The organism is Mycobacterium scrofulaceum, assembly GCF_002086735.1.
Taxonomy (GTDB): Bacteria; Actinomycetota; Actinomycetes; order Mycobacteriales; family Mycobacteriaceae; genus Mycobacterium; species Mycobacterium scrofulaceum.
In genome coordinates, this window is the sequence record NZ_MVIJ01000008.1 from 95698 (window position 1) to 120311 (window position 24614).

Genomic DNA, 24614 nt, shown 5'->3' on the forward strand with positions numbered 1-24614 from the left:
CGCGCCGTAAAGTGCGGGGATGCAGCTGGTTTCGGCACGCTCGACCGAGCTGTTCGTCGGCCCTCCGGACGCGCCGCTGCAGCTGGCACGGGTCACCCTGTCGGGCTGCGCCGAGCCGACGACGATCCGCGTCGACGGCGACGGCCTGAGCGGGCAGGCGCTCGCCGCGGCCGGTCAGGAGGTCGTCGAGGTCCCGGTCGACGTGGACCGCCCCGTCGTCGGTCAGCGCCGGGCCGCCCGGCTGCGCGCGGGCAGGACGTCCGAGGTCGCCTTCGAATTCCTGGTGGCCGAGCCCGGCTGGACCATGTTCATGGTCAGCCACTTCCACTACGACCCGGTCTGGTGGAACACCCAGGGCGCCTACACCAGCGAGTGGGTCGAGGACCCGCCGGGCCGCCAGGCCAACAGCTTCGAGCTGGTGCACGCGCACCTGGAGATGGCCCGCCGCGAGCCCGAATACAAGTTCGTGCTGGCCGAGGTCGACTACCTCAAGCCCTACTGGGACACCCATCCCGAGGACCGCGCCGACCTGCGCCGGTTCCTCGCGCAGGGCCGCGTCGAGGTGATGGGCGGCACCTACAACGAACCCAACACCAACCTCACCAGCCCCGAGACCACCATCCGAAACCTGGTGCACGGCATGGGTTTTCAGCGTCACGTGCTGGGCGCCGATCCGGCCACCGCCTGGCAGCTGGACGTGTTCGGCCACGACCCGCAGTTCCCGGGGCTGGCCGCCGAGGCCGGGCTGACGTCGAGCTCGTGGGCGCGGGGCCCGTATCACCAGTGGGGCCCGACGCAAGGCGGCGACGTCGACCGCATGCAGTTCTGCAGCGAGTTCGAGTGGATCTCGCCGTCGGGCCGCGGCCTGCTCACGCATTACATGCCCGCGCACTACGGGGCCGGCTGGGGGATGGACTCGGCGGCCTCGCTCGCCGACGCGGAGGACGCCACCTACGCCGTGTTCGCCCAGCTCAAGCGGGTCGCGCTGACGCGTAACGTGCTGCTGCCCGTCGGCACCGATTACACGCCGCCGAACAAGTGGGTCACCGCCATCCACCGCGACTGGGCCGCGCGCTACACCTGGCCGCGGTTCGTGTGCGCGCTGCCGAGGGAGTTCTTCGCGGCCGTGCGCGCCCAACTCGCGAAGGACGGGCGGGCGCCGTCGCCGCAGACCCGCGACATGAACCCGATCTACACCGGCAAGGACGTGTCCTACATCGACACCAAGCAGGCCAACCGGGCCGCGGAGAACACCGTCCTGGAGGCCGAACGGTTCGCCGTGTTTGCCGGTCTGACGGCCGGCGCCGAGTATCCGCAGGCCGCGCTGGCCAAGGCGTGGGTTCAGCTGGCGTACGGGGCGCACCACGACGCCATCACCGGCTCGGAGTCCGACCAGGTCTACCTCGACCTGCTGACCGGCTGGCGCGACGCGTGGGAGCTGGGACGCGCGACCCGCGACGCGTCGCTGGCGGCGCTGTCCGGCCTCGTCGACGGCGACGTCGTGGTGTGGAACCCGCTGGCCCAGCAGCGCACCGACGTCGTCACCGCGCGGCTCGAATCGCCGCTCGCGGCCGGCGTCCGGGTGCTGGACCCGGACGGCACCGAGATGCCCGCGCACGTCGAGCACGGCGGCAGGTCGGTCACCTGGCTGGCGCGCGGGGTGCCGTCGCTGGGCTGGAGGGCCTACCGGCTCGTCGCCGACGACGGCCCGGCCGGCTGGGAACCGCTGCCCGGCGCGGCGATCGCCAACGAGCACTACCGCCTCGCGGTCGACCCGGCGCGCGGCGGGGGAGTCGTGTCCCTGGTGCACGACGGCCGCCAGCTGATCGCGGCCGGCCGGGTCGGCAACGAGCTGGCCGTCTACGAGGAGTACGCGGCGCATCCGAGGCAGGCCGAGGGCCCGTGGCACCTGCTGCCCAAGGGTCCGGTGGTGTGCTCGTCGGCGTCGCCGGCCCGGGCGCGGGCCTACCACGGTCCGCTGGGGCAGCGGCTCGTGGTCACCGGGCGGATCGGCACCGTGGCGCGGTACACCCAGACGCTGACGTTGTGGCGCGGCGTGGCGCGCGTGGACTGCCGCACCACCATCGACGAGTTCACCGGGGCCGACCGCCTGGTGCGGCTGCGCTGGCCCTGCCCGATACCGGGCGCCATGCCGGTCAGCGAGGTCGGCGACGCCGTCGTCGGGCGGGGCTTCGCGTTGCTGCACCCGCCCGGACGGGGGGCCGAATCGGTCGATACCGCGCAGCACCCCTGGACGCTGGACAACCCCGCCTACGGCTGGTTCGGCCTGTCCTCGGCGGCGCGCTTCCGGGTGGGCGACGGGGTGCGGGCGGTCTCGGTGGCCGAGGTGGTCTCGCCGGACGAGGCGGAGTCGGGGCCGCTGGCGCGGGAGCTGATGGTCGCGCTGGTCCGCGCCGGGGTCACGGCCACCTGCAGCGGCGCCGACAAGCCGCGCTACGGGCACCTCGACGTCGACTCGAACCTGCCCGACGTGCGGATCGCGCTGGGCGGACCGGGCCGCAACGCCTTCACCGCGGCCGTGCTGGCGCAGGCCGGTCCGGCTTACGCGGCGGAACTCGACCGCCAGCTGGCGGCGACGCGCCGGGCCCGGGTCTGGGTGCCGGCCGCGACGCCGCTGGCGGCGGTGTGGGTGCCGGGCGCGGACCTGCGCGCGCCGGCCGCCCTGCCCGTGCTGGTCATCGCCGGGCGCGACGACGACGACCTGCGCGCGGCGATCGCGTCGGTGACCGACGACCTGGCCGACGCCGAGGTGGTCGTCGTCCAGCGGGCCCCGTCGGGCATGGAGCCCTTCGAGGACCGCACCGTCGCCCTGCTCAACCGCGGGGTGCCCAGCTTCGCCGTCGACGCCGAAGGCACCCTGCACACCGCGTTGCTGCGCTCCTGCACCGGCTGGCCGTCGGGCGTCTGGATCGACGAGCCGCGCCGCACCGCCCCGGACGGCTCGAACTTCCAGCTGCAGCACTGGACGCACGCGTTCGACTACGCGCTGGTCTGCGGCGCGGGCGACTGGCGGCGCGCCGAGCTCCCCGACCGCAGCGCGCAGTTCTCCCACCCGCTGCTCGCCGTCGCCCGTTCCACGGGCGCGCTGCCCGCATCCGGATCGCTGTTGCGCGTCGACGCCGCCGGCGGCGTGCGGCTGGCGGCCCTCAAGGCGGCCGGCAACCCGCTGGCGGCGGGCAGCCCGCGGCCGGTCGACCCGCGCGCGGTGGCGCTGCGCCTGGTGGAAACGACGGGCGCGGGGGCCGGCGTGACGATCCGCTCGGACGTCGCCGAGTTCGCCGACTTCCGCGAGGCCGACCTCCTCGAAAACCCGCGCGAGGGCCACCGCCCCCTGGACCTGCACGGGTACCAGGTGGCCACCGTGCTGGCCCGCGTCGAGGCGCAACCCGTCCCGGCGGCGTCCGGCCCGCTCGCGCCGCCCGCCGAAACGGCCGAGCCGTTGTACGCGCGCTACTGGCTGCACAACCGGGGCCCCGCCCCGCTCGGAGGGTTGCCGGCCGTCGCGCACCTGCATCCCCCGCGGGTGGGCGCCGAGCCGGGCGGCGAGGTCCGGCTGCGCCTCACCGCCGTCAGCGACTGCAGCGACGCGACCCTGACCGGGACGGTGACCCTGGTGTGCCCGGAAGGCTGGTCGGCCAAGCCCGACGAGCTGCCCCTGACGCTTCGCACCGGCGACCACCGGGAGACCGACGTGGCGATCTCGGTCCCCGCGCCCGCCGGGCCCGGGCTGTACCCGGTCCGCGCCCGGCTCCGCATCACCGCGGACGAGGCGCCGGCCGCCTGGCGGCAGCCGGTGGAGGACGTCTGCCTGGTCGAGGTCGGGGCGTGCGGGCAGGCCGAGCCGGTTTATCTCGTCGAGGGGCCCGCCGACGTCCACGTGGCCGCCGGCGACTCGGCGGCGCTGACGATGACCGTCGGCAGCCGCGCCGGGGCGGACCTGGCGCTCGAGGCGCATCTGATCAGCCCGTGGGGCACCTGGGAATGGCTGGGCCCCGCCGCCGTGGGCGCGACGCTGCCCGCCCGCGGCGCCGCCGGCCTCCGCTTCGACGTGGGCCCGCCGCCCTGGCTGGGCCCGGGCCAGTGGTGGGCGCTGGTCCGCGTCGGCTGCGCGGGCCGGCTGCTCTACACCCCGGCGGTGCGGGTGACGGTGACATGAGCGTGGTCGCGACCGTGGCCGGGGTGCCGGTGCTGGTGGGCGAGGTCGACGCGGCCGAAGCGCGGCTGCGCGGCGGGCCCCGCTCGGCCGCGCTGCCGGCCGCCGATACCAGCGAGGGGCGCCAATTGCGGCGCTGGCTGACCCAGCTGATCGTGACCGAGCGGGTCGTCGCCGCCGAGGCCGGCGCGCGCGGCCTGAGCGAACGCGGGGCGCCCGGCGAGGCCGAGCTGCTCCCCGACGAGACGGCCCGCCTCGAGCTGGGCAGCGTGGCCGCCGCCGCGCTGGCCGACCCCCGCGCGCGGGCGCTGTTCGCGGCCGTCACCGCCGGGGTTCGCGTCGGCGACGGGGAAATCGCCGCCTACCACGCCCGCAACCCGCTGCGGTTCGCCCCGCCGCGCCCTGACCGGCACGGCTGGCGGGCCCCGCCGCGGGCCGCGCCGCCGCTGCCGGACGTGCGGTCGGCGATCGCCGACCACCTGCAGGGCGCCGCGCGCCGCCGCGCCTTCCGGGCCTGGCTGGACGCGCGGCGGGCCGCGCTGGTACGGCTCGCGCCCGGCTACGAGCATCCCGGCGACCCCCGCCAGCCCGACAACACCCACCGGCACTGACCGCCATGCTCACCCTCTGCCTGGACATCGGCGGCACCAAGATCGCCGCCGGCCTCGCCGATCCCGACGGCACGCTGGTGCACACCGTCGTCCGGCCCACGCCCGGCGGCGGCCCGGCCGAAGAGGTCTGGGCCGCCGTCGAGGCGGCGATCGCCGACGCGCTGGGCGCGGCCGGCGGGGCGGTGGATGCCGTGGGCATCGGCTCGGCCGGCCCCATCGACCTGCCGGGCGGCACGGTCAGCCCCGTCAACATCAAGGGCTGGCGGGGCTTCCCGCTGCGCGACCGGGTGGCGGCCGCCGTGCCCGGCGTGCCCGTCCGGCTCGGCGGTGACGGCCTGTGCATGGCGCTGGGCGAACACTGGCGCGGTGCGGGCCGCCGGGGGGACTTCCTGCTGGGCATGGTGGTGTCCACCGGGGTGGGCGGCGGACTGGTGCTCGGCGGGGTCCCGTACACCGGCCGCACCGGCAACGCCGGGCACGTCGGCCACGTGGTGGTGGAGGACGGCGGCCCGCCCTGCGCCTGCGGCGGGCGCGGGTGCGTCGAGGCCATCGCGTCGGGCCCGTCGATGGTGCGCTGGGCGCGGGCCAACGGCTGGTCCGCGCCGCCCGGCGCCGGTGCCCGCGGCCTCGCCGCCGCCGCGGCGGCCGGGGATCCGGTGGCGGAGCGGGCATTCGCCCGGGGGGCCACCGCGCTCGCGGCGATGATCGCCTCGGTCGGCGCGGTCTGCGACCTGGACCTCGTCGTCATCGGGGGAGGCGTCGCCAACTCCGGTCGGCTGCTCTTCGACCCCCTGCGGGCGAAGCTGGCCGAATACGCCCGGCTGGACTTCCTGGCGGGCCTGCGGGTGGTGCCCGCCGAGCTCGGCGGCGAGGCCGGACTGGTCGGCGCGGCCAGGCTGGCGTCCCTGCGCTGACCGTCACCGCCCGCGCGGGGCCGCCGTTTTGGCCGCGGGGGGTGACCCGGGCTATCCTGGTTGCCGATCCACCGAAGACCGTCGGTCACCGAGTTATCGGTTGAAGGTCCGGGAGCATCCCGGCGGCCCACGCAGGAGGACGAGGCAGTAACGCCGGCTCGCGCCGGCGCCTTGCACGCCCCGGCCGCATCCTGCGCCGGGGCGTACTTCGTTTTCAGGCGTTCCTTTGGTGGTCCCAGACGACACGTCGCAAGGCTTCACATCAGGAGGTACGCATGGCCAGGGCTGACAAAGCCACCGCCGTCGCCGACATCGCCGAGCAGTTCAGGGAAGCGACCGCGACCCTGATCACCGAATACCGCGGCCTGACCGTGGCCAACCTGGCCGACCTGCGCCGGTCGCTGAGCGGATCGGCCACCTACTCGGTGGCCAAGAACACGCTGATCAAGCGGGCGGCGTCGGAGGCCGGCGTCGAGGGTCTCGACGAGCTGTTCGCCGGGCCCACCGCCATCGCATTCGTCACCGGCGAGCCGGTCGACGCCGCCAAGGCCATCAAGACCTTCGCCAAGGACAACAAGGCGCTGGTCATCAAGGGCGGCTACATGGACGGCCGGGCGCTGAGCGTCGCCGAGGTCGAGCGCATCGCCGACCTCGAGTCGCGCGAGGTGCTGCTGGCCAAGCTGGCCGGCGCGATGAAGGGCAACCTGGCCAAGGCGGCCGGCCTGTTCAACGCCCCGGCGTCGCAGATGGCCCGCCTGTTGGCCGCCCTGCAGGAGAAGAAGCCCGCCGAGCCGGAGCCCGCCGCTCCGGTCGCAGAAGCACCGGCGGCGCCCGCCGAAGAAACCCCCGAGGCACCGGCCGAAACGGCCGAGGCACCGGCCGAAGCCGAATAAACCAACCCCCGCAAACCTGGGAAAACAAGGAAGGACCCACCCACCATGGCGAAAATGTCTACCGACGACCTGCTCGACGCCTTCAAGGAAATGACCCTGTTGGAGCTCTCCGACTTCGTCAAGAAGTTCGAGGAGACCTTCGAGGTCACCGCGGCCGCCCCGGTCGCCGTCGCCGCGGCCGGCCCGGCCGCCGGTGGCGCCCCCGCCGAGGCCGCCGAGGAGCAGTCCGAGTTCGACGTCATCCTCGAGGCCGCCGGCGACAAGAAGATCGGCGTCATCAAGGTGGTCCGCGAGATCGTCTCCGGCCTGGGCCTCAAGGAGGCCAAGGACCTGGTCGACGGCGCGCCCAAGCCGCTGCTGGAGAAGGTCGCCAAGGAGGCCGCCGACGAGGCCAAGGCCAAGCTCGAGGCCGCCGGCGCCACCGTCACCGTCAAGTAGCTCCATCGCACGAAAGCCCCCGGGACCGCGCTGGCGGCACCCGGGGGCTTTCGCGTGCTCAGTCGGTCCGCGTCGCCGCCCGCAGCGATTGCGCCACCCGCTCGGGTGAATCGCCGAGCGCCACAAGCAGATTCGAGTTCATCGACGCCAGCAGCGGCAGCACCGCGGCCCCGTCGTGGCCGTAATAGCCGGCCAACTCCAGCATCACGAACCCGTGCACCAGCGCCCAGAACTGCGCCGCGGTGGCCACCACGGTCGCGTCGTCGCCCGGCGATCCCGCGCTGATCCGGCCGGCGAGCATGCACCGATGCACGCCGCGCACCACGTGCGCGAAGCTCGGGTAGTGCCGCTCGATGTCGGCGACCGACAACGTCAGGACGTTGTCCGCCGGCGCGTTGATGCCGTGCGCGCTGGTGCTGCCGAACATCAGCCGGTACATGTGCCGATGCTTGATGGCGTAGCGCCGGTAGGCCGCGCCGGTCGCGAACAGGTCCGCGACCGGGTCGGACGTCTGCGGCAGCGTCAGCGCGGCGTCGAACTGGCGCAGCCCCTCGGCGGCGACCTCGGCGATCAGGCCGCGCATCCCGCCGAAATGGGTGTACAGCGCCATCGTCGACGTCCCCGCCGCGCCGGCGACCTTGCGGGTCTGCAGCGCGTCCGGCCCGTGCTCGTGCAGCAGGCTGACCGCGGCGGACAGCAGCCCCTCCCGGATATCGCGCTGCCCGCCCTGCGTCGCGCCCGAGCTCGTCTCTGCGGTCATCGTTGCCATCTTCCCATCCGCGGCGTACGGTGCCTATAACAACGTCATATCAATGTTATAGGAGCTCAGACATGACGTCCGCGCAAATCGCCGAAGCCCGCAATCCCTACCTCGACGGCGTGCTGGCGCCGGTGCGCGCGGAGGTGACCGCGACCGACCTGCCGGTCACCGGGCACATCCCGGAGCACCTCGACGGGCGCTATCTGCGCAACGGGCCGAACCCGGCCGAGGAGGTCGACCCGGCCACCTACCACTGGTTCAGCGGCGACGGGATGGTGCACGGCGTCGCGCTGCGCGACGGTAAGGCGCGCTGGTACCGGAACCGCTGGGTGCGCAGCCTTTCGGTGTGCGCCGGCCTGGGCGAGCCGACGCCGGCCCGGCTCGAGCCGCGGGCGGGCATGCTCTCGCTGGGCGCCAACACCAACGTCTTGGCCCACGCCGGGCGCACCCTGGCGCTGGTCGAGGGCGGCGTCGCCAACTACGAGCTCACCGACGAGCTGGACACCGTCGGGACGTGCGACTTCGACGGCACCCTGAGCGGCGGCTACACCGCCCATCCGCACCGCGATCCGCGCACCGGCGAATTGCACGCCGTCTCCTACTCGTTCGCCCGCGGGCGGACCGTGCAGTACTCGGTGATCGACACCCAGGGGCGGGCCCGCCGCACGGTCGACATCGAGGTGTCGGGGTCGCCGATGATGCACGACTTCTCGCTGACCGACAAATACGTGGTGATCTACGACCTGCCGGTGACCTTCGACCCGGCGCAGGTGCTGCCGGTGACCGCGCCCCGCTGGCTCGGGCTGCCGGCCCGGCTGGCGCTGCAGGCGCTGATCGGGCGCGTGCGGGTACCCGGCCCGGTCAACGCGATGATGAACCGCAACCCGAAGCACTCCGACCGGATGCCCTACGCGTGGAACCCGAAATACCCGGCGCGCATCGGGGTGATGCCCCGCGAGGGCGGCAACTCCGACGTCCGCTGGTTCGACATCGAACCCTGCTACGTCTACCACCCACTCAACGCCTATTCCGAGCTGCGCGACGGCGCCGAGGTCCTGGTCCTCGACGTGGTGCGCTACGCGCGGATGTTCGACCGCGACCGGCGCGGGCCCGGCGAGACCCCCCCCACGCTGGACCGCTGGACCATCAACCTCACGACCGGTGCGGTCACCACCGAATGCCGCGACGACCAGCCGCAGGAATTCCCCCGGATCAACGAGGACGTGCTCGGCGGGCGCCACCGGTTCGGCTACACCGTGGGTGCGTACTTCTCCGGCGGCGCCTCCGCCCTCTACAAGCACGACTACGCCACCGGCGCCCGCGCGGTCGCGCCGCTGGATCCCGACCTTTTGCTGGGCGAGATGTCCTTCGTGCCCAACCCCGGCGCCGCCGCGGAAGACGAGGGCGTCTTGATGGGCTACGGCTACCACCGCGGCCGCGACGAGGGCCAGCTGGTGTTGCTGGACGCGGGGACGCTGGAGTCGATGGCCACCGTGCACCTGCCGCAGCGGGTGCCGATGGGCTTCCACGGCAACTGGGCGCCGACTGGCTAACGCGCGTCGAATAGCTTGCCCGCCACCGGCCGTGGCGAGATCTCAGCTCAGCCAATATTTGTCGGCTGTGCCGCGCAACCCTGATGCCGCGTAGCAAGCGTGCGCTACAGTGACTCATGCCACATAAAAGGGCAGGTGGCGGGCATAAGCGTCGACGGAAGGATCTCCCATGGGTGTCGCGATTGAGGTGAACGGCCTCACGAAGTCCTTCGGGTCGTCGAGGATTTGGGAAGACGTGACCCTGGAGATCCCCGCGGGCGAGGTCAGCGTCCTGCTGGGGCCCTCGGGTACCGGCAAATCGGTGTTCCTGAAGTCCCTGATCGGTCTGCTGCGGCCGGAGCGCGGCTCGGTCGTCATCGACGGCACCGACATCCTGCAGTGCTCGGCCAAGGAGCTCTACGAGATCCGCACGCTGTTCGGCGTGATGTTCCAGGACGGCGCGCTGTTCGGTTCGATGAACCTGTTCGACAACGCGGCCTTCCCGCTGCGCGAACACACCAAGAAGAAGGAAGGCGAGATCCGTGACATCGTCATGGAGAAGCTGACCATGGTGGGTCTCGGTGGCGACGAGAAGAAGTTCCCCGGCGAGATCTCCGGCGGTATGCGCAAGCGCGCCAGCCTGGCCCGCGCCCTGGTGATGGACCCACAGATCATCCTCTGCGACGAGCCCGACTCGGGTCTGGACCCGGTTCGTACCGCCTACCTGAGCCAGCTGATCCTCGACATCAACGCCCAGATCGACGCCACCGTGCTGATCGTGACGCACAACATCAACATCGCCCGCACCGTGCCGGACAACATGGGCATGCTCTTCCGGCGCAAGCTGGTCATGTTCGGGCCGCGGGAGGTGCTGCTGACCAGCGACGAGCCGGTCGTGCGGCAGTTCCTCAACGGCCGCCGGATCGGGCCGATCGGCATGTCCGAGGAGAAGGACGAGTCGACCATGGCCGAGGAGCAGGCCGCCCTCGAGGCCGGGCAGCACGCCGGCGGCGTCGAGGAGATCGAGGGGGTGCCCCCGCAGATCGTCGCGTCGCCGGGGATGCCCGAGCGCAAGGCGGTCGCCCGCCGCCAGGCGCGGGTGCGCGAGATCCTGCACACCCTGCCGCAGAAGGCGCAGGCGGCGATCATCGACGACATGGAGGGCACGCACAAGTACCGGGCGCACGAGGTCGGCGACTAGCAGGCCCGCCCCGAGGATTCGCGATAACTTCGTGTAACTCGGCGGCCCGCCCCCTTGACGACGGGGCGTAAACGGGCCAGTCTGTTGGGCAGCATGTATCCAGCGGAAAGTCGAGATGCCAGCCAGCGCCGATGTCCCTGGATGGCCTGTGCTGGACAGTTGAGGAATGCGCCGCCCTGCGCTATTGTTGGACGTTGCGCTGGCTACCTCCTGCCCACCTCACCCACCACTTGACACCGTGGTCTAAGCCTGAGCCCCCTCTAGTGGCTTAGTTCTTTAGTTGTGCGCGTGAGACTCGGACAGATCGTTCGCCGGCCTAACCGACACAATTCGCGGCGAACAGACCGGTGGTACCGGTTTTCGTGAGTCGCACGAGGTGCTGGAAGGATGCATCTTGGCTGATTCTCGCCAGAGCAAAACGGATCGCCCACAGAGTTCCTCAAACGGAAGTTCCTCAAACGGCTCCGTCCCCGGAGCCCCCAACCGAGTTTCCTTCGCCAAGCTCCGCGAACCGCTCGAGGTTCCCGGTCTGCTCGACGTGCAGATCGACTCCTTCGAGTGGTTGATCGGCTCGCCGCGCTGGCGTGCGGCCGCGGCCGCCCGCGGCGACGTCAAGCCGGTGGGTGGCCTCGAAGAGGTGCTCGACGAGCTCTCGCCGATCGAAGACTTCTCCGGCTCGATGTCGCTGTCGTTCTCCGACCCGCGTTTCGACGAGGTCAAGGCGCCGGTCGACGAGTGCAAAGACAAGGACATGACGTACGCGGCCCCGCTGTTCGTCACGGCCGAGTTCATCAACAACAACACCGGCGAGATCAAGAGCCAGACGGTGTTCATGGGTGACTTCCCGATGATGACCGAGAAGGGCACCTTCATCATCAACGGGACCGAGCGCGTCGTCGTCAGCCAGCTGGTGCGCTCGCCGGGCGTCTACTTCGACGAGACCATCGACAAGTCCACCGAGAAGCTGCTGCACAGCGTCAAGGTGATCCCCAGCCGCGGTGCGTGGCTGGAGTTCGACGTCGACAAGCGCGACACCGTCGGCGTGCGCATCGACCGCAAGCGCCGCCAGCCGGTCACCGTGCTGCTCAAGGCGCTGGGCTGGACCAACGAGCAGATCCACGAGCGGTTCGGCTTCTCCGAGATCATGATGGGCACGCTGGAGAAGGACAACACCGCCGGCACCGACGAGGCGCTGCTGGACATCTACCGCAAGCTGCGCCCGGGCGAGCCGCCGACCAAGGAGTCCGCGCAGACCCTGCTGGAGAACCTGTTCTTCAAGGAGAAGCGCTACGACCTGGCCCGCGTCGGCCGCTACAAGGTCAACAAGAAGCTGGGTCTGCACGCCGGCGAGCCGATCACGTCGTCCACGCTGACCGAGGAAGACGTCGTCGCGACCATCGAATACCTGGTCCGGCTGCACCACGCCCGTACGGATGGCCAGCCCGCCGTCATGACTGTCCCCGGCGGCATCGAGGTGCCGGTGGAGACCGACGACATCGACCACTTCGGCAACCGCCGGCTGCGCACCGTCGGGGAGCTGATCCAGAACCAGATCCGGGTCGGCATGTCCCGCATGGAGCGGGTCGTCCGCGAGCGGATGACCACGCAGGACGTCGAGGCGATCACGCCGCAGACCCTGATCAACATCCGGCCGGTCGTGGCCGCGATCAAGGAGTTCTTCGGCACCAGCCAGCTCTCGCAGTTCATGGACCAGAACAACCCGCTGTCGGGCCTGACCCACAAGCGCCGCCTGTCGGCGCTGGGCCCGGGTGGTCTGTCCCGCGAGCGGGCCGGGCTGGAGGTCCGGGACGTGCACCCGTCGCACTACGGCCGGATGTGCCCGATCGAGACCCCGGAGGGTCCCAACATCGGTCTGATCGGCTCGCTGTCGGTGTACGCGCGGGTCAACCCGTTCGGCTTCATCGAGACGCCGTACCGCAAGGTGGTCGACGGTGTGGTCACCGACGAGATCCACTACCTGACCGCCGACGAGGAGGACCGTCACGTCGTGGCGCAGGCCAACTCGCCGATCGACGCGAGCGGCCGGTTCGAGGAGTCGCGCGTCCTGGTCCGCCGGAAGGCGGGCGAGGTCGAGTACGTGCCGTCGTCCGAGGTGGACTACATGGACGTGTCGCCGCGCCAGATGGTGTCGGTGGCCACCGCCATGATCCCGTTCCTCGAGCACGACGACGCCAACCGTGCCCTGATGGGCGCCAACATGCAGCGCCAGGCGGTTCCGCTGGTGCGCAGCGAGGCGCCGCTGGTGGGCACCGGCATGGAGTTGCGCGCCGCGATCGACGCCGGTGACGTCGTCGTCGCGGACAAGGCCGGGGTGATCGAGGAGGTCTCCGCCGACTACATCACCGTGATGGCCGACGACGGCACCCGGCAGACCTATCGGATGCGCAAGTTCGAGCGCTCCAACCACGGCACGTGCGCCAACCAGTCGCCGATCGTGGACGCGGGCGACCGGGTCGAGGCCGGCCAGGTCGTCGCCGACGGTCCCTGCACCGAGAACGGCGAGATGGCGCTGGGCAAGAACCTGCTCGTCGCGATCATGCCGTGGGAGGGCCACAACTACGAGGACGCGATCATCCTCTCCAACCGCCTGGTCGAAGAGGACGTGCTCACCTCGATTCACATCGAGGAGCACGAGATCGACGCCCGCGACACCAAGCTGGGCGCCGAGGAGATCACCCGGGACATCCCGAACGTCTCCGACGAGGTGCTGGCGGACCTCGACGAGCGCGGCATCGTCCGCATCGGCGCCGAGGTGCGCGACGGCGACATCCTGGTCGGCAAGGTCACCCCGAAGGGTGAGACCGAGCTGACCCCGGAGGAGCGGCTGCTGCGGGCGATCTTCGGCGAGAAGGCCCGCGAGGTCCGCGACACCTCGCTGAAGGTGCCGCACGGCGAGTCCGGCAAAGTCATCGGCATCCGGGTGTTCTCCCGCGAGGACGACGACGAGCTGCCCGCCGGCGTCAACGAGCTGGTGCGCGTGTACGTGGCGCAGAAGCGGAAGATCTCCGACGGCGACAAGCTCGCCGGCCGGCACGGCAACAAGGGCGTGATCGGCAAGATCCTGCCCGTCGAGGACATGCCGTTCCTGCCGGACGGCACCCCGGTGGACATCATCCTCAACACCCACGGTGTGCCGCGACGGATGAACATCGGCCAGATCCTGGAGACCCACCTCGGGTGGGTGGCCAAGTCCGGCTGGAACATCAATGTTGCGGAGGGCGTGCCGCCCTGGGCGGCCAACCTGCCCGAGGATCTGCTGCACGCGCAGCCGAACGCCATCGTCTCGACGCCGGTGTTCGACGGCGCCCGGGAGGCGGAGCTGCAGGGCCTGCTGTCCTGCACGCTGCCCAACCGGGACAACGAGGTGATGGTCGACGGCGACGGCAAGGCGGTGCTGTTCGACGGCCGCAGCGGTGAGCCGTTCCCGTACCCGGTGACCGTTGGCTACATGTACATCATGAAGCTGCACCACCTGGTGGACGACAAGATCCACGCCCGCTCCACCGGCCCGTACTCGATGATCACCCAGCAGCCGCTGGGCGGTAAGGCGCAGTTCGGTGGCCAGCGGTTCGGCGAGATGGAGTGCTGGGCCATGCAGGCCTACGGCGCCGCGTACACGCTGCAGGAGTTGTTGACCATCAAGTCCGACGACACCGTCGGCCGGGTCAAGGTGTACGAGGCGATCGTCAAGGGCGAGAACATCCCGGAGCCGGGCATCCCCGAGTCGTTCAAGGTGCTGCTCAAGGAGCTGCAGTCGCTGTGCCTGAACGTGGAGGTGCTCTCGTCGGACGGCGCGGCGATCGAATTGCGCGAAGGCGAGGACGAGGACCTCGAGCGGGCCGCGGCCAACTTGGGAATCAACCTGTCCCGCAACGAATCCGCGTCCGTTGAGGACCTGGCTTAATCACTTTTAGTTACTAAACCCGCAAGGGGAAAGGGAGTTACGTGCTCGACGTCAACTTCTTCGATGAACTCCGTATCGGCCTGGCCACCGCGGAAGACATCAGGCAATGGTCTTACGGCGAGGTCAAGAAGCCGGAGACGATCAACTACCGCACGCTCAAGCCCGAGAAGGACGGCCTGTTCTGCGAGAAGATCTTCGGACCGACTCGCGACTGGGAGTGCTACTGCGGCAAGTACAAGCGCGTCCGCTTCAAGGGCATCATCTGCGAGCGCTGCGGCGTCGAGGTGACCCGCGCCAAGGTGCGCCGCGAGCGGATGGGCCACATCGAACTGGCCGCGCCCGTCACGCACATCTGGTATTTCAAGGGCGTGCCCTCGCGCCTGGGCTACCTGCTCGACCTCGCCCCGAAGGATCTCGAGAAGATCATCTACTTCGCGGCGTACGTGATCACGTCGGTCGACGACGAGATGCGGCACAACGAGCTGTCCACGCTCGAGGCCGAAATGATGGTGGAGCGCAAGGCCGTTGAGGACCAGCGCGACGCCGACCTGGAGGCCCGCGCCCAGAAGCTGGAGGCCGACCTGGCCGAGCTGGAGGCCGAGGGTGCGAAAGCGGACGCAAGGCGGAAGGTTCGGGACGGCGGCGAGCGCGAGATGCGCCAGCTCCGGGACCGCGCCCAGCGCGAGCTGGACCGGCTGGAGGACATCTGGAACACCTTCACCAAGCTGGCCCCCAAGCAGCTGATCGTCGACGAGAACCTCTACCGCGAGCTCGTCGACCGCTACGGCGAATACTTCACCGGCGCCATGGGCGCGGAGTCGATCCAGAAGCTGATCGAGAACTTCGACATCGACGCCGAGGCCGACTCGCTGCGTGACGTCATCCGGAACGGGAAGGGGCAGAAGAAGCTTCGCGCCCTCAAGCGGCTCAAGGTGGTGGCCGCCTTCCAGCAGTCGGGCAACTCCCCGATGGGCATGGTGCTCGACGCCGTCCCGGTGATCCCGCCGGAGCTACGCCCGATGGTGCAGCTCGACGGTGGCCGGTTCGCCACCAGCGACCTCAACGACCTGTACCGCCGCGTCATCAACCGCAACAACCGGCTCAAGAGGCTGATCGACCTCGGCGCGCCCGAGATCATCGTCAACAACGAGAAGCGGATGCTGCAGGAGTCCGTCGACGCGCTGTTCGACAACGGCCGCCGCGGCCGTCCGGTCACCGGGCCGGGCAACCGTCCGCTCAAGTCGCTGTCGGATCTGTTGAAGGGCAAGCAGGGCCGGTTCCGCCAGAACCTGCTCGGTAAGCGCGTCGACTACTCGGGCCGTTCGGTGATCGTGGTCGGCCCGCAGCTCAAGCTGCACCAGTGCGGCCTGCCCAAGCTGATGGCGCTGGAGCTGTTCAAGCCGTTCGTGATGAAGCGGCTCGTCGACCTCAACCACGCGCAGAACATCAAGAGCGCCAAGCGCATGGTGGAGCGGCAGCGTCCCCAGGTGTGGGACGTCCTGGAAGAGGTCATCGCCGAGCACCCGGTGCTGCTGAACCGCGCACCCACCCTGCACCGGCTGGGCATCCAGGCCTTCGAGCCGATGCTGGTGGAGGGCAAGGCCATTCAGCTGCACCCGCTGGTGTGTGAGGCGTTCAACGCCGACTTCGACGGTGACCAGATGGCGGTGCACCTGCCGCTGAGCGCGGAGGCGCAGGCCGAGGCGCGCATCCTGATGCTGTCGAGTAACAACATCCTGTCGCCCGCGTCCGGGCGCCCGCTGGCCATGCCGCGTCTGGACATGGTGACCGGGCTGTACTTCCTGACCACCGAGGTCGACGGCGATAAGGGCGAGTTCACGCCGGCCGCCAAGGACCAGCCGGAGGCGGGGGTGTACTCCTCGCCGGCCGAGGCGATCATGGCGTCGGACCGCGGGCTGCTGTCGGTGCGCGCCAAGATCAAAGTGCGGCTGACCCAGCTGCGTCCGCCGGCCGAGATCGAGGCCGAGCTGTTCGGCGCCAACGGCTGGCAGCCGGGCGACGCCTGGATGGCCGAGACCACGCTGGGCCGGGTGCTGTTCAACGAGCTGTTGCCGATGGGCTACCCGTTCGTGAACAAGCAGATGCACAAGAAGGTGCAGGCCGCCATCATCAACGACCTGGCCGAGCGCTACCCGATGATCGTGGTTGCGCAGACCGTCGACAAGCTCAAGGACGCCGGCTTCTACTGGGCGACCCGCAGCGGCGTCACGGTCTCGATGGCCGACGTGCTGGTTCCGCCGCGCAAGAAGGAGATCCTCGACCACTACGAGGAGCGGGCCGAGAAGGTCGAAAAGCAGTTCCAGCGCGGCGCTTTGAACCACGACGAGCGCAACGAGGCGCTGGTGGAGATCTGGAAGGAGGCCACCGACGAGGTCGGCCAGGCGCTCCGCGAGCACTACCCGAGCGACAACCCGATCATCACGATCGTGGACTCGGGCGCCACGGGTAACTTCACCCAGACCCGAACGCTGGCCGGCATGAAGGGCCTGGTGACCAACCCGAAGGGTGAGTTCATCCCGCGTCCGGTCAAGTCGTCGTTCCGCGAGGGCCTGACCGTGCTGGAGTACTTCATCAACACCCACGGCGCCCGAAAGGGCTTGGCGGACACCGCGTTGCGCACCGCCGACTCGGGTTACCTGACCCGTCGTCTGGTGGACGTGAGCCAGGACGTCATCGTCCGCGAGCACGACTGCGAGACCGAGCGCGGCATCGTCGTCGAACTGGCCGAGCGCCAGCCCGACGGCACGCTGATCCGCGACCCGTACATCGAAACCTCGGCGTACGCGCGGACTTTGGGCACCGACGCGGTCGACGAGGCGGGCAACGTCGTCGTCGCCCGCGGCGAGGACCTGGGCGACCCGGAGATCGACGCCCTGCTGGCGGCGGGCATCACGCAGGTCAAGGTGCGCTCGGTGCTGACGTGCACCACGGGCACCGGCGTGTGCGCGACGTGCTACGGGCGGTCCATGGCGACCGGCAAGCTGGTCGACATCGGCGAGGCCGTCGGTATCGTCGCGGCCCAGTCCATCGGTGAGCCGGGCACGCAGCTGACCATGCGTACCTTCCACCAGGGTGGTGTCGGTGAGGACATCACCGGCGGTCTGCCCCGGGTCCAGGAGCTGTTCGAGGCCCGCGTCCCGCGCGGTAAGGCGCCGATCGCCGACGTCACCGGGCGGGTCCAACTCGAGGACGGTGAGCGCTTCTACAAGATCACCATCGTTCCCGACGACGGGAGCGAGGAGGTCGTCTACGACAAGCTCTCCAAGCGGCAGCGACTGCGCGTGTTCAAGCACGAGGACGGTTCCGAGCGGGTGCTGTCCGACGGCGACCACGTCGAGGTGGGCCAGCAGCTGATGGAAGGCTCGGCCGACCCGCACGAGGTGCTGCGCGTGCAGGGCCCCCGCGAGGTGCAGATCCACCTGGTCCGCGAGGTCCAGGAGGTCTACCGCGCCCAGGGTGTGTCGATCCACGACAAGCACATCGAGGTGATCGTTCGCCAGATGCTGCGCCGCGTCACCATCATCGACTCGGGCGCCACCGAGTTCCTGCCCGGCTCGCTGATCGACCGCGCGGAGTTCGAGGCGGAGAACCGTCGGGTGGTGGCCGAGGGCGGCGAGCCCGCCGCCGGCCGTCCCGTGCTGATGGGTATCACGAAGGCTTCGCTGGCCACGGACTCGTGGCTGTCCGCGGCGTCGTTCCAGGAGACCACGCGCGTGCTGACCGATGCGGCGATCAACTGCCGCAGCGACAAGCTCAACGGTCTGAAGGAGAACGTGATCATCGGAAAGCTGATCCCGGCCGGGACCGGCATCAACCGGTACCGCAACATCCAGGTGCAGCCGACCGAGGAGGCCCGGGCCGCCGCGTACACGATCCCGTCCTACGAGGATCAGTACTACAGCCCGGACTTCGGCCAGGCCACCGGCGCCGCGGTGCCGCTGGACGACTACGGCTACAGCGACTACCGGTAGTCCGAGCGCCAGTTCGACGAGAAAAGAGCCCCCGCCCAGTGCGGGGGCTCTTTTCTTCATCGCGAGCAGACAGAAAATCGCATGAATGCGGCTGCGCCAGTGCGATTTTGTGTCTGCTCGTCAGCAGAAGCCGCCAACGCCGATGGGTTCGGCCAGCGGCCAGGGTCGACCTTTCGACTGTCCAAGACCTCAGGAGGATTGCGTGGCTGATCAGGCGAAGCTGGCCGCCGGCGGCAAGGACGTCCGGCTCGGCGGCGGCGCGAGCACCGTGCGCCAATTTCTCGACGCGGGCCTCGTCGACGCTCTTCACGTTGCGGTCGCGGAGGTCGAGATCGGTGCCGGATCGCGCCTCTGGGAGTCGCCCGAAGAGCTCGAGGACCGGTTCCACCACGAGGTCGTACCCAGCGCCGGTGGGGTCATCCACCACTTGTTCTGGCGGCGATGACGGCCGCACCCCAACTACACTGACCACCGTGCTCATCGGTTCACACGTCGACAACGACGATCCGCTGGCCGCCGCCGAGGCGGACGGCGCCGACGTGGTGCAGTTCTTCCTCGGCAACCCGCAGAGCTGGAAGAAGCCGAAGCCGCGCGAGGACGCCGAGGCGCTCAAGGCGTCGGCGGTGCCCCTCTACGTCCACGCGCCGTACCTCATCAACGTCGCGTCGGCGAACAACCGCATCCGCATCCCGTCGCGCAAGATCCTGCAGGACACCTGCGACGCGGCGGCGCAGATCAACGCGACGGCGGTGATCGTGCACGGCGGCCACGCCGACGACAACGACATGGAGGCCGGCTTCGAGCGCTGGGTCAAGGCGCTGGACTACCTCAACACCGACGTTCCGGTGTATCTGGAGAACACCGCGGGCGGCGACCACGCGATGGCCCGCCATTTCGACACCATCGGCCGGCTGTGGGATCGCATCGGCGACAAGGGCATTGGCTTCTGCCTGGACACCTGCCACGCGTGGGCGGCGGGCGAGGAGCTGGTCGACGCGGTCGACCGGATCAGGGCGCTGACGGGCCGCATCGACCTGGTGCACTGCAACGACTCGCGGGACGCGGCGGGCTCGGGCGCCGACCGGCACGCCAACTTCGGCACCGGCCGGATCGATCCGGAGCTGCTGGCCGCCGTCGTCAAGGCCGCCGATGCACCGGTCATCTGTGAAACCGCCGACGAGGGCCGCAAGGACGACATCGCGTTCCTGCGGGAGAAAACCAACGGCTGAGCTGCGGCCCGTGCTCGGTCGGCTCGCAACCCTTCTCGGGGTGGTCCTTTTGATCGCGGGCTGTTCGCCGCCGCCGCCGTCGGGCTTCGTCAGGGGCCCCAGCCTGCACCACCTCAGCGTGGGCGGACACGACCGCAGCTACCGGCTCTACGAGCCCGCGGGGGCGGCCGCTTCGGCCCCGCTTGTGGTCGTGCTGCACGGCTATTCCGGGAGCGCGAGGCAAGTCGAAAGGGATTACGGCTGGGACCGATTGGCCGACTCGGGCGGTTTCGTCGTCGCCTACCCCGACGGCCTGGACCGGGCGTGGAACGTCGACGGCGAAACCTGCTGCGGCCGCCCGGGGCGCGAGGGCGTCGACGACGTCGCCTTCATCGTCGCGGCCGTCGCCGACATCGCCAGGAACGTGGGCACCGATCCCGCCCGGGTCTTCGTCACCGGCATGAGCAACGGCGCCATCATGTCCTACACGCTGGCATGCAACACCGACATCTTCGCCGCGATCGGTCCGGTCGCCGGCACGCAGCTGAACCGATGTCGCAACCCGCGCCCGCTGTCGATCATGCACATCCACGGCACGGCGGACCGGCTGGTGCCCTACGGCGGCGGGCAGGGGTTCAGTGTGATCAACGGTCCGTCGGTGCCGGACGTGAACGCGTTCTGGCGCAACATCGATCACTGCGCGGCCCCGGCCACCACGACGAACGGCCCGGTCACCACGTCGACGGCCGGATGTGCCGGCAACCGCGCCGTCACGCTCGTCACCATCGAGGGGGGTGGCCACGAGTGGCCCCCATTCGCCGCCCGCACCCTGTGGGAGTTCTTCGGCGCGCATCCGCGCTAGCGGCCTATTACACCTCTTGTGCGACTGTCGGAAAACTGTAACATGAGGGGCATGTCGGATACGCATGTCGTCACCAACCAGGTTCCCCCGCTGGAAAACTACAACCCCGCGACTTCCGCGGTGCTCGTCGAGGCGCTGATCCGCGAGGGCGGGGAATGGGGCCTCGAGGAGGTGAACGAGGTGGGCGCGATCGCCGCCGGCCGCGAGGCACAGCGCTGGGGTGAGCTCGCCGACCGCAACCGGCCCATCCTGCACACCCACGACCGCTACGGCCACCGCGTCGACGAGGTCGAATACGACCCGGCCTACCACGAGCTGATGCGCACGGCGATCGCCCACGGCATCCATGCCGCGCCGTGGGCCGACGACCGCCCGGGCGCGCACGTGGTGCGGGCCGCCAAGATGTCGGTCTGGAACGTCGAGCCCGGCCACACCTGCCCGATCTCGATGACCTACGCCGTCGTCCCCGCGCTGCGCTTCAACGCCGACCTCGCGGCGATCTACGAGCCGCTGCTGACCAGCCGCGAATACGACCCCGAGCTCAAGCTCGCCGCCACCAAGCGCGGCATCACCGCCGGCATGTCGATGACCGAGAAGCAGGGCGGGTCCGACGTGCGCGCCGGCAGCACGCAGGCGACCCCGAACGGCGACGGCAGCTACAGCGTGACCGGTCACAAGTGGTTCACCTCGGCGCCGATGTGCGACATCTTCCTGGTCCTCGCCCAGGCCCCCGGCGGGCTGTCCTGCTTCCTGCTGCCCCGGGTGCTGCCCGACGGCACCCGCAACCGGATGTTCCTGCAGCGGCTCAAGGACAAGCTCGGCAACCACGCCAATGCGTCCAGCGAGGTCGAATACGACGGCGCCACCGCGTGGTTGGTGGGGGAGGAGGGCCGCGGCGTCCCGACCATCATCGAGATGGTCAACCTCACCCGGCTGGACTGCACCCTGGGCAGCGCCACCAGCATGCGCACCGGCCTGACCCGCGCCATCCACCACGCCCAGCACCGAAAGGCGTTCGGCGCCTACCTGATCGACCAGCCGCTGATGCGCAACGTGCTCGCCGACCTGGCCGTGGAGGCCGAGGCAGCCACCATCGTCGCGATGCGGATGGCCGGCGCCACCGACAAGGCGCTGAGCGGCGACGACCGCGAGGCGCTGCTGCGCCGCATCGGTTTGGCGGCCAGCAAATACTGGGTGTGCAAGCGCGCCACCCCGCACGCCGCCGAGGCGCTGGAATGCCTGGGCGGCAACGGCTACGTCGAGGACTCGGGCATGCCGCGGCTGTTCCGTGAGGCGCCGCTGATGGGCATCTGGGAGGGCTCGGGCAACGTCAGCGCGCTGGACACGTTGCGCGCCATGGCCACCCGACCCGAATGCGTCGAGGTGCTGTTCGCCGAACTTGCCGAAAGCGCGGGCGCCGACCCGCGGCTGGGTGGCCACGTCGAGCGGCTGCGGTCAGACCTGACCGACCTGGACACCATCACGCACCGGGCCCGCAAGGTCGCCGAGGACATCTGCCTGGCGCTGCAGGGCGCGCTGCTGGTGCGTCACGGTCACCCCGCCGTCGCCGAGGCCTTCCTGACCACCCGCCTCGACGGCCAGTGGGGTGGCGCATACGGGACCATGCCCGCCGGGCTGGACCTGGCGCCGATCCTCGAGCGGGCACTGGTAAAGGGATGACTCACGCGATCAGGCCGGTCGACTTCGACAACCTCAAGACGATGACCTATGAGGTCACCGACCGGGTTGCCCGGATCACCTTCAACCGGCCCGAGAAGGGCAACGCGATCGTCGCCGACACCCCGCTGGAGCTCTCCGCGCTGGTGGAACGGGCCGACCTCGACCCCGAAGTTCACGTCATCCTGGTGTCCGGCCGCGGCGAGGGTTTCTGCGCGGGTTTCGACCTGAGCGCCTACGCCGACGGCACCGGCTCGGCGGGCGGCACCGGCGCGTATGCGGGAACCGTGCTCAGCGGAAAGACCCAGGCGGTCAACCACTTACCCGACCAGCCGTGGGACTCGATGATCGATTACCAGATGATGAGCCGGTTCGTGCGCGGGTTCTCCAGCCTGATGCACGCCGACAAGCCGACGGTGGTCAAGATCCACGGCTACTGTGTGGCCGGCGGCACCGACATCGCGCTGCACGCCGACCAGGTGATCGCCGCCGCCGACGCCAAGATCGGCTACCCGCCCACCCGGGTATGGGGGGTCCCGGCGGCGGGGTTGTGGGCGCACCGGCTCGGCGACCAGCGGGCCAAGCGCCTGCTCTTCACCGGTGACTGCATCACCGGCGCGCAGGCCGCCGAATGGGGCCTGGCGGTCGAGGCGCCCGACGCCAAAGACCTCGACGAGCGCACCGAGCGGCTCGTGCAACGGATCGCCGCGGTGCCCGTCAACCAGCTGATCATGGTCAAGCTCGCGCTGAATTCCGCTCTGCTGCAACAGGGGGTGGCCACCAGCCGGATGATCAGCACCGTGTTCGACGGCGTCGCCCGGCACACCCCGGAAGGCCACGCCTTCGTCGCCGACGCCACCGCGCACGGCTTCCGCGACGCGGTGCGGCACCGCGACGAGCCGTTCGGCGACTACGGCCGCCGCGCGTCCCAGGTGTAAACCATGCCCACCATGACGGCCCGGTCGGTGGTGCTCAGCGTCCTGCTGGGGGCCCACCCGGCGTGCGCCAGCGCGAGTGAATTGGTCCGGCTCACTTCCGATTTCGGCATCAAGGAGACGACGCTGCGGGTGGCGCTGACCCGCATGGTCGGCGCGGGCGACCTGATCCGCTCCGCCGACGGCTACCGGCTCTCGGACCGCCTGCTGGTCCGGCAGCGGCGACAGGACGACGCCATCGACCCACGCGTCCGCGCCTGGGGCGGGGAGTGGGTCACGCTGATCGTGACCAGCGTGGGCAGTGACGCCCGGACCCGGGCCGCGCTGCGAACCGCCATGCACGACAAGCGCTTCGGCGAACTGCGGGAAGGTGTCTGGATGCGGCCGGACAACCTGGAACTCGACCTGGACCCCGACATCGACGCCCGGGTGCGGGTCTTGCGGGCTCGCGACGGTGACCCCGCCGGACTGGCCGCCCAGCTGTGGGACCTGCCCGGCTGGGCGCGGACGGGTCACCGGTTGCTCGACGAGATGGCCGCCGCGCGCGACATTCCCGGCCGCTTCGTGGTGGCGGCGGCGACGGTGCGACACCTGCTGACCGACCCGGTGCTGCCCGACGAGCTGCTGCCGGCCGACTGGCCCGGCATCGGGCTGCGCGCCGCCTACCACGACTTCGCCGCCGAGCTGCTCGGGCGGCGGGAACCACTATTCGCGGAGGCAAAATGAGCGATCCGGTGCGTATCGAGCGCAACGGCCCGGTGACGACGGTGATCCTGAACCGGCCGGCGGCGCGCAACGCGGTCAACGGCCCCACCGCCGCGGCGCTCTTCGCCGCATTCGACGAATTCGACCGCGACGACACCGCGTCGGTCGCCGTATTGTGGGGCGACGGTGGAACCTTCTGCGCCGGAGCCGATCTGAAGGCCTTCGGCACGCCTGACGCCAACGCGGTGCACCGGACGGGCCCGGGACCCATGGGACCGACCCGCATGGTGTTGTCCAAACCGGTGATCGCGGCGGTGAGCGGCTACGCCGTCGCGGGGGGCCTGGAGCTGGCCGTCTGGTGCGACCTGCGGGTAGCCGAGGAGGACGCCGTGTTCGGAGTGTTCTGCCGCCGGTGGGGGGTGCCGCTGATCGACGGCGGCACCGTGCGGCTGCCGCGGCTGATCGGGCAGAGCCGCGCGATGGACATGATCTTGACCGGCCGCGGGGTCAAAGCCGACGAGGCGCTCGCGATGGGGCTGGCCAACCGCGTCGTGCCCAAGGGCCAGGCGCGGCAGGCGGCCGAGGAGCTGGCGGCCCAACTCGCCGCGCTGCCGCAGCAGTGCCTGCGATCCGACCGCCTCTCCGCGCTGCACCAGTGGGGGGCAACGGAATCCGACGCCATCGACTTCGAGTTCGCCAGCATCTCCCGCGTCGCCGCCGAGGCGAACGAGGGGGCCGGGCGGTTCGCCGCGGGCGCCGGCCGGCACGGCGCGCCGGCCGGCTGACC

16 protein-coding genes and 1 pseudogene are annotated in these 24614 nt (G+C 70.5%); 16 read left to right on the forward strand and 1 reads right to left on the reverse strand.

Annotation, left to right across the window (positions count from 1 at the left end):
• Positions 1 to 19: 19 nt before the first annotated feature.
• From BST44_RS07675 to rplL, 5 genes are all read left to right on the forward strand, one after another.
• Positions 20 to 4177, forward strand: coding sequence for a glycoside hydrolase family 38 N-terminal domain-containing protein (locus BST44_RS07675; protein ID WP_083176277.1), 4158 nt, complete (start codon positions 20 to 22; stop codon positions 4175 to 4177).
• Positions 4174 to 4785 (forward strand): DUF7158 domain-containing protein, encoded by a 612-nt coding sequence (locus BST44_RS07680; protein ID WP_083176279.1) that lies wholly within the window; start codon positions 4174 to 4176, stop codon positions 4783 to 4785. The genes BST44_RS07675 and BST44_RS07680 overlap by 4 nt, the downstream gene beginning before the upstream one ends.
• A gap of 5 nt (positions 4786 to 4790) precedes the next feature.
• Entirely contained in the window at positions 4791 to 5699 is a 909-nt protein-coding gene (locus tag BST44_RS07685; RefSeq protein ID WP_083176281.1) for an ROK family protein, read from the forward strand.
• 275 nt (positions 5700 to 5974) lie between these two features.
• On the forward strand, positions 5975 to 6592 hold the full coding sequence (rplJ, locus tag BST44_RS07690) for a 50S ribosomal protein L10 (protein WP_083176283.1): 618 nt from the start codon (positions 5975 to 5977) through the stop codon (positions 6590 to 6592).
• 45 nt (positions 6593 to 6637) lie between these two features.
• Positions 6638 to 7030 carry a 50S ribosomal protein L7/L12 gene (rplL, locus tag BST44_RS07695; protein ID WP_007167798.1) on the forward strand — a complete coding sequence of 131 codons (393 nt, stop codon included), beginning with the start codon at positions 6638 to 6640 and terminating at the stop codon, positions 7028 to 7030.
• Between the two features lie 58 nt (positions 7031 to 7088).
• On the opposite strand, the gene BST44_RS07700 is transcribed toward rplL, so the two are convergent.
• A complete protein-coding gene (locus tag BST44_RS07700; protein ID WP_142274394.1) occupies positions 7089 to 7799 on the reverse strand; it encodes a TetR/AcrR family transcriptional regulator in 711 nt (236 codons plus the stop codon).
• Between the two features lie 62 nt (positions 7800 to 7861).
• Here BST44_RS07700 and BST44_RS07705 point away from each other — a divergent pair, with 62 nt between their 5' ends.
• The 11 genes and pseudogenes from BST44_RS07705 to BST44_RS07755 all read left to right on the forward strand — a co-directional run bounded on the left by BST44_RS07705 (position 7862) and on the right by BST44_RS07755 (position 24612).
• Positions 7862 to 9343, forward strand: a complete 1482-nt coding sequence (locus tag BST44_RS07705) for a carotenoid oxygenase family protein (protein ID WP_083176285.1) — start codon at positions 7862 to 7864, stop codon at positions 9341 to 9343.
• A 169-nt stretch (positions 9344 to 9512) separates the two neighbouring features.
• Positions 9513 to 10523, forward strand: a complete 1011-nt coding sequence (locus tag BST44_RS07710; protein WP_007167801.1) for an ABC transporter ATP-binding protein — start codon at positions 9513 to 9515, stop codon at positions 10521 to 10523.
• Between the two features lie 394 nt (positions 10524 to 10917).
• Complete coding sequence (gene rpoB, locus BST44_RS07715) at positions 10918 to 14448, forward strand: DNA-directed RNA polymerase subunit beta (protein ID WP_142274395.1); 3531 nt, start codon at positions 10918 to 10920, stop codon at positions 14446 to 14448.
• Positions 14449 to 14489: 41 nt separating this feature from the next.
• Positions 14490 to 18440: a DNA-directed RNA polymerase subunit beta' gene (locus BST44_RS07720; protein WP_083176289.1), complete on the forward strand. Its 3951-nt coding sequence runs from the start codon at positions 14490 to 14492 to the stop codon at positions 18438 to 18440.
• 202 nt (positions 18441 to 18642) lie between these two features.
• Positions 18643 to 18885 (forward strand): annotated as a pseudogene (locus BST44_RS07725) (dihydrofolate reductase family protein); the annotation flags it as partial.
• A gap of 28 nt (positions 18886 to 18913) precedes the next feature.
• Positions 18914 to 19669: a deoxyribonuclease IV gene (locus BST44_RS07730; RefSeq protein ID WP_083176291.1), complete on the forward strand. Its 756-nt coding sequence runs from the start codon at positions 18914 to 18916 to the stop codon at positions 19667 to 19669.
• 10 nt (positions 19670 to 19679) lie between these two features.
• Positions 19680 to 20510: an extracellular catalytic domain type 1 short-chain-length polyhydroxyalkanoate depolymerase gene (locus BST44_RS07735; protein WP_083176293.1), complete on the forward strand. Its 831-nt coding sequence runs from the start codon at positions 19680 to 19682 to the stop codon at positions 20508 to 20510.
• 51 nt (positions 20511 to 20561) lie between these two features.
• The gene (locus BST44_RS07740) at positions 20562 to 22190 is read left to right on the forward strand and encodes an acyl-CoA dehydrogenase family protein (protein WP_083176295.1); all 1629 of its coding nucleotides are present in this window, start codon (positions 20562 to 20564) and stop codon (positions 22188 to 22190) included.
• On the forward strand, positions 22187 to 23125 hold the full coding sequence (locus BST44_RS07745) for a crotonase/enoyl-CoA hydratase family protein (protein ID WP_083176297.1): 939 nt from the start codon (positions 22187 to 22189) through the stop codon (positions 23123 to 23125). Before BST44_RS07740 ends, BST44_RS07745 begins: the two co-directional genes overlap by 4 nt.
• Positions 23126 to 23128: 3 nt before the next feature.
• The gene (locus BST44_RS07750) at positions 23129 to 23848 is read left to right on the forward strand and encodes a PaaX family transcriptional regulator C-terminal domain-containing protein (RefSeq protein ID WP_083176299.1); all 720 of its coding nucleotides are present in this window, start codon (positions 23129 to 23131) and stop codon (positions 23846 to 23848) included.
• Complete coding sequence (locus BST44_RS07755) at positions 23845 to 24612, forward strand: crotonase/enoyl-CoA hydratase family protein (protein ID WP_083176301.1); 768 nt, start codon at positions 23845 to 23847, stop codon at positions 24610 to 24612. Before BST44_RS07750 ends, BST44_RS07755 begins: the two co-directional genes overlap by 4 nt.
• Positions 24613 to 24614: the final 2 nt, after the last annotated feature.

Bases quoted from the DNA above. Each gene is read 5' to 3' on its own strand.
- BST44_RS07675 (WP_083176277.1), top strand. From the start codon at position 20: ATGCAGCTGGTTTCGGCACGCTCGACCGAGCTGTTCGTCGGCCCTCCG.
- BST44_RS07680 (WP_083176279.1), top strand. From the start codon at position 4,174: ATGAGCGTGGTCGCGACCGTGGCCGGGGTGCCGGTGCTGGTGGGCGAG.
- BST44_RS07685 (WP_083176281.1), top strand. From the start codon at position 4,791: ATGCTCACCCTCTGCCTGGACATCGGCGGCACCAAGATCGCCGCCGGC.
- rplJ (WP_083176283.1), top strand. From the start codon at position 5,975: ATGGCCAGGGCTGACAAAGCCACCGCCGTCGCCGACATCGCCGAGCAG.
- rplL (WP_007167798.1), top strand. From the start codon at position 6,638: ATGGCGAAAATGTCTACCGACGACCTGCTCGACGCCTTCAAGGAAATG.
- BST44_RS07700 (WP_142274394.1), bottom strand. From the start codon at position 7,799: ATGGCAACGATGACCGCAGAGACGAGCTCGGGCGCGACGCAGGGCGGG.
- BST44_RS07705 (WP_083176285.1), top strand. From the start codon at position 7,862: ATGACGTCCGCGCAAATCGCCGAAGCCCGCAATCCCTACCTCGACGGC.
- BST44_RS07710 (WP_007167801.1), top strand. From the start codon at position 9,513: ATGGGTGTCGCGATTGAGGTGAACGGCCTCACGAAGTCCTTCGGGTCG.
- BST44_RS07740 (WP_083176295.1), top strand. From the start codon at position 20,562: ATGTCGGATACGCATGTCGTCACCAACCAGGTTCCCCCGCTGGAAAAC.
- BST44_RS07745 (WP_083176297.1), top strand. From the start codon at position 22,187: ATGACTCACGCGATCAGGCCGGTCGACTTCGACAACCTCAAGACGATG.
- BST44_RS07750 (WP_083176299.1), top strand. From the start codon at position 23,129: ATGCCCACCATGACGGCCCGGTCGGTGGTGCTCAGCGTCCTGCTGGGG.
- BST44_RS07755 (WP_083176301.1), top strand. From the start codon at position 23,845: ATGAGCGATCCGGTGCGTATCGAGCGCAACGGCCCGGTGACGACGGTG.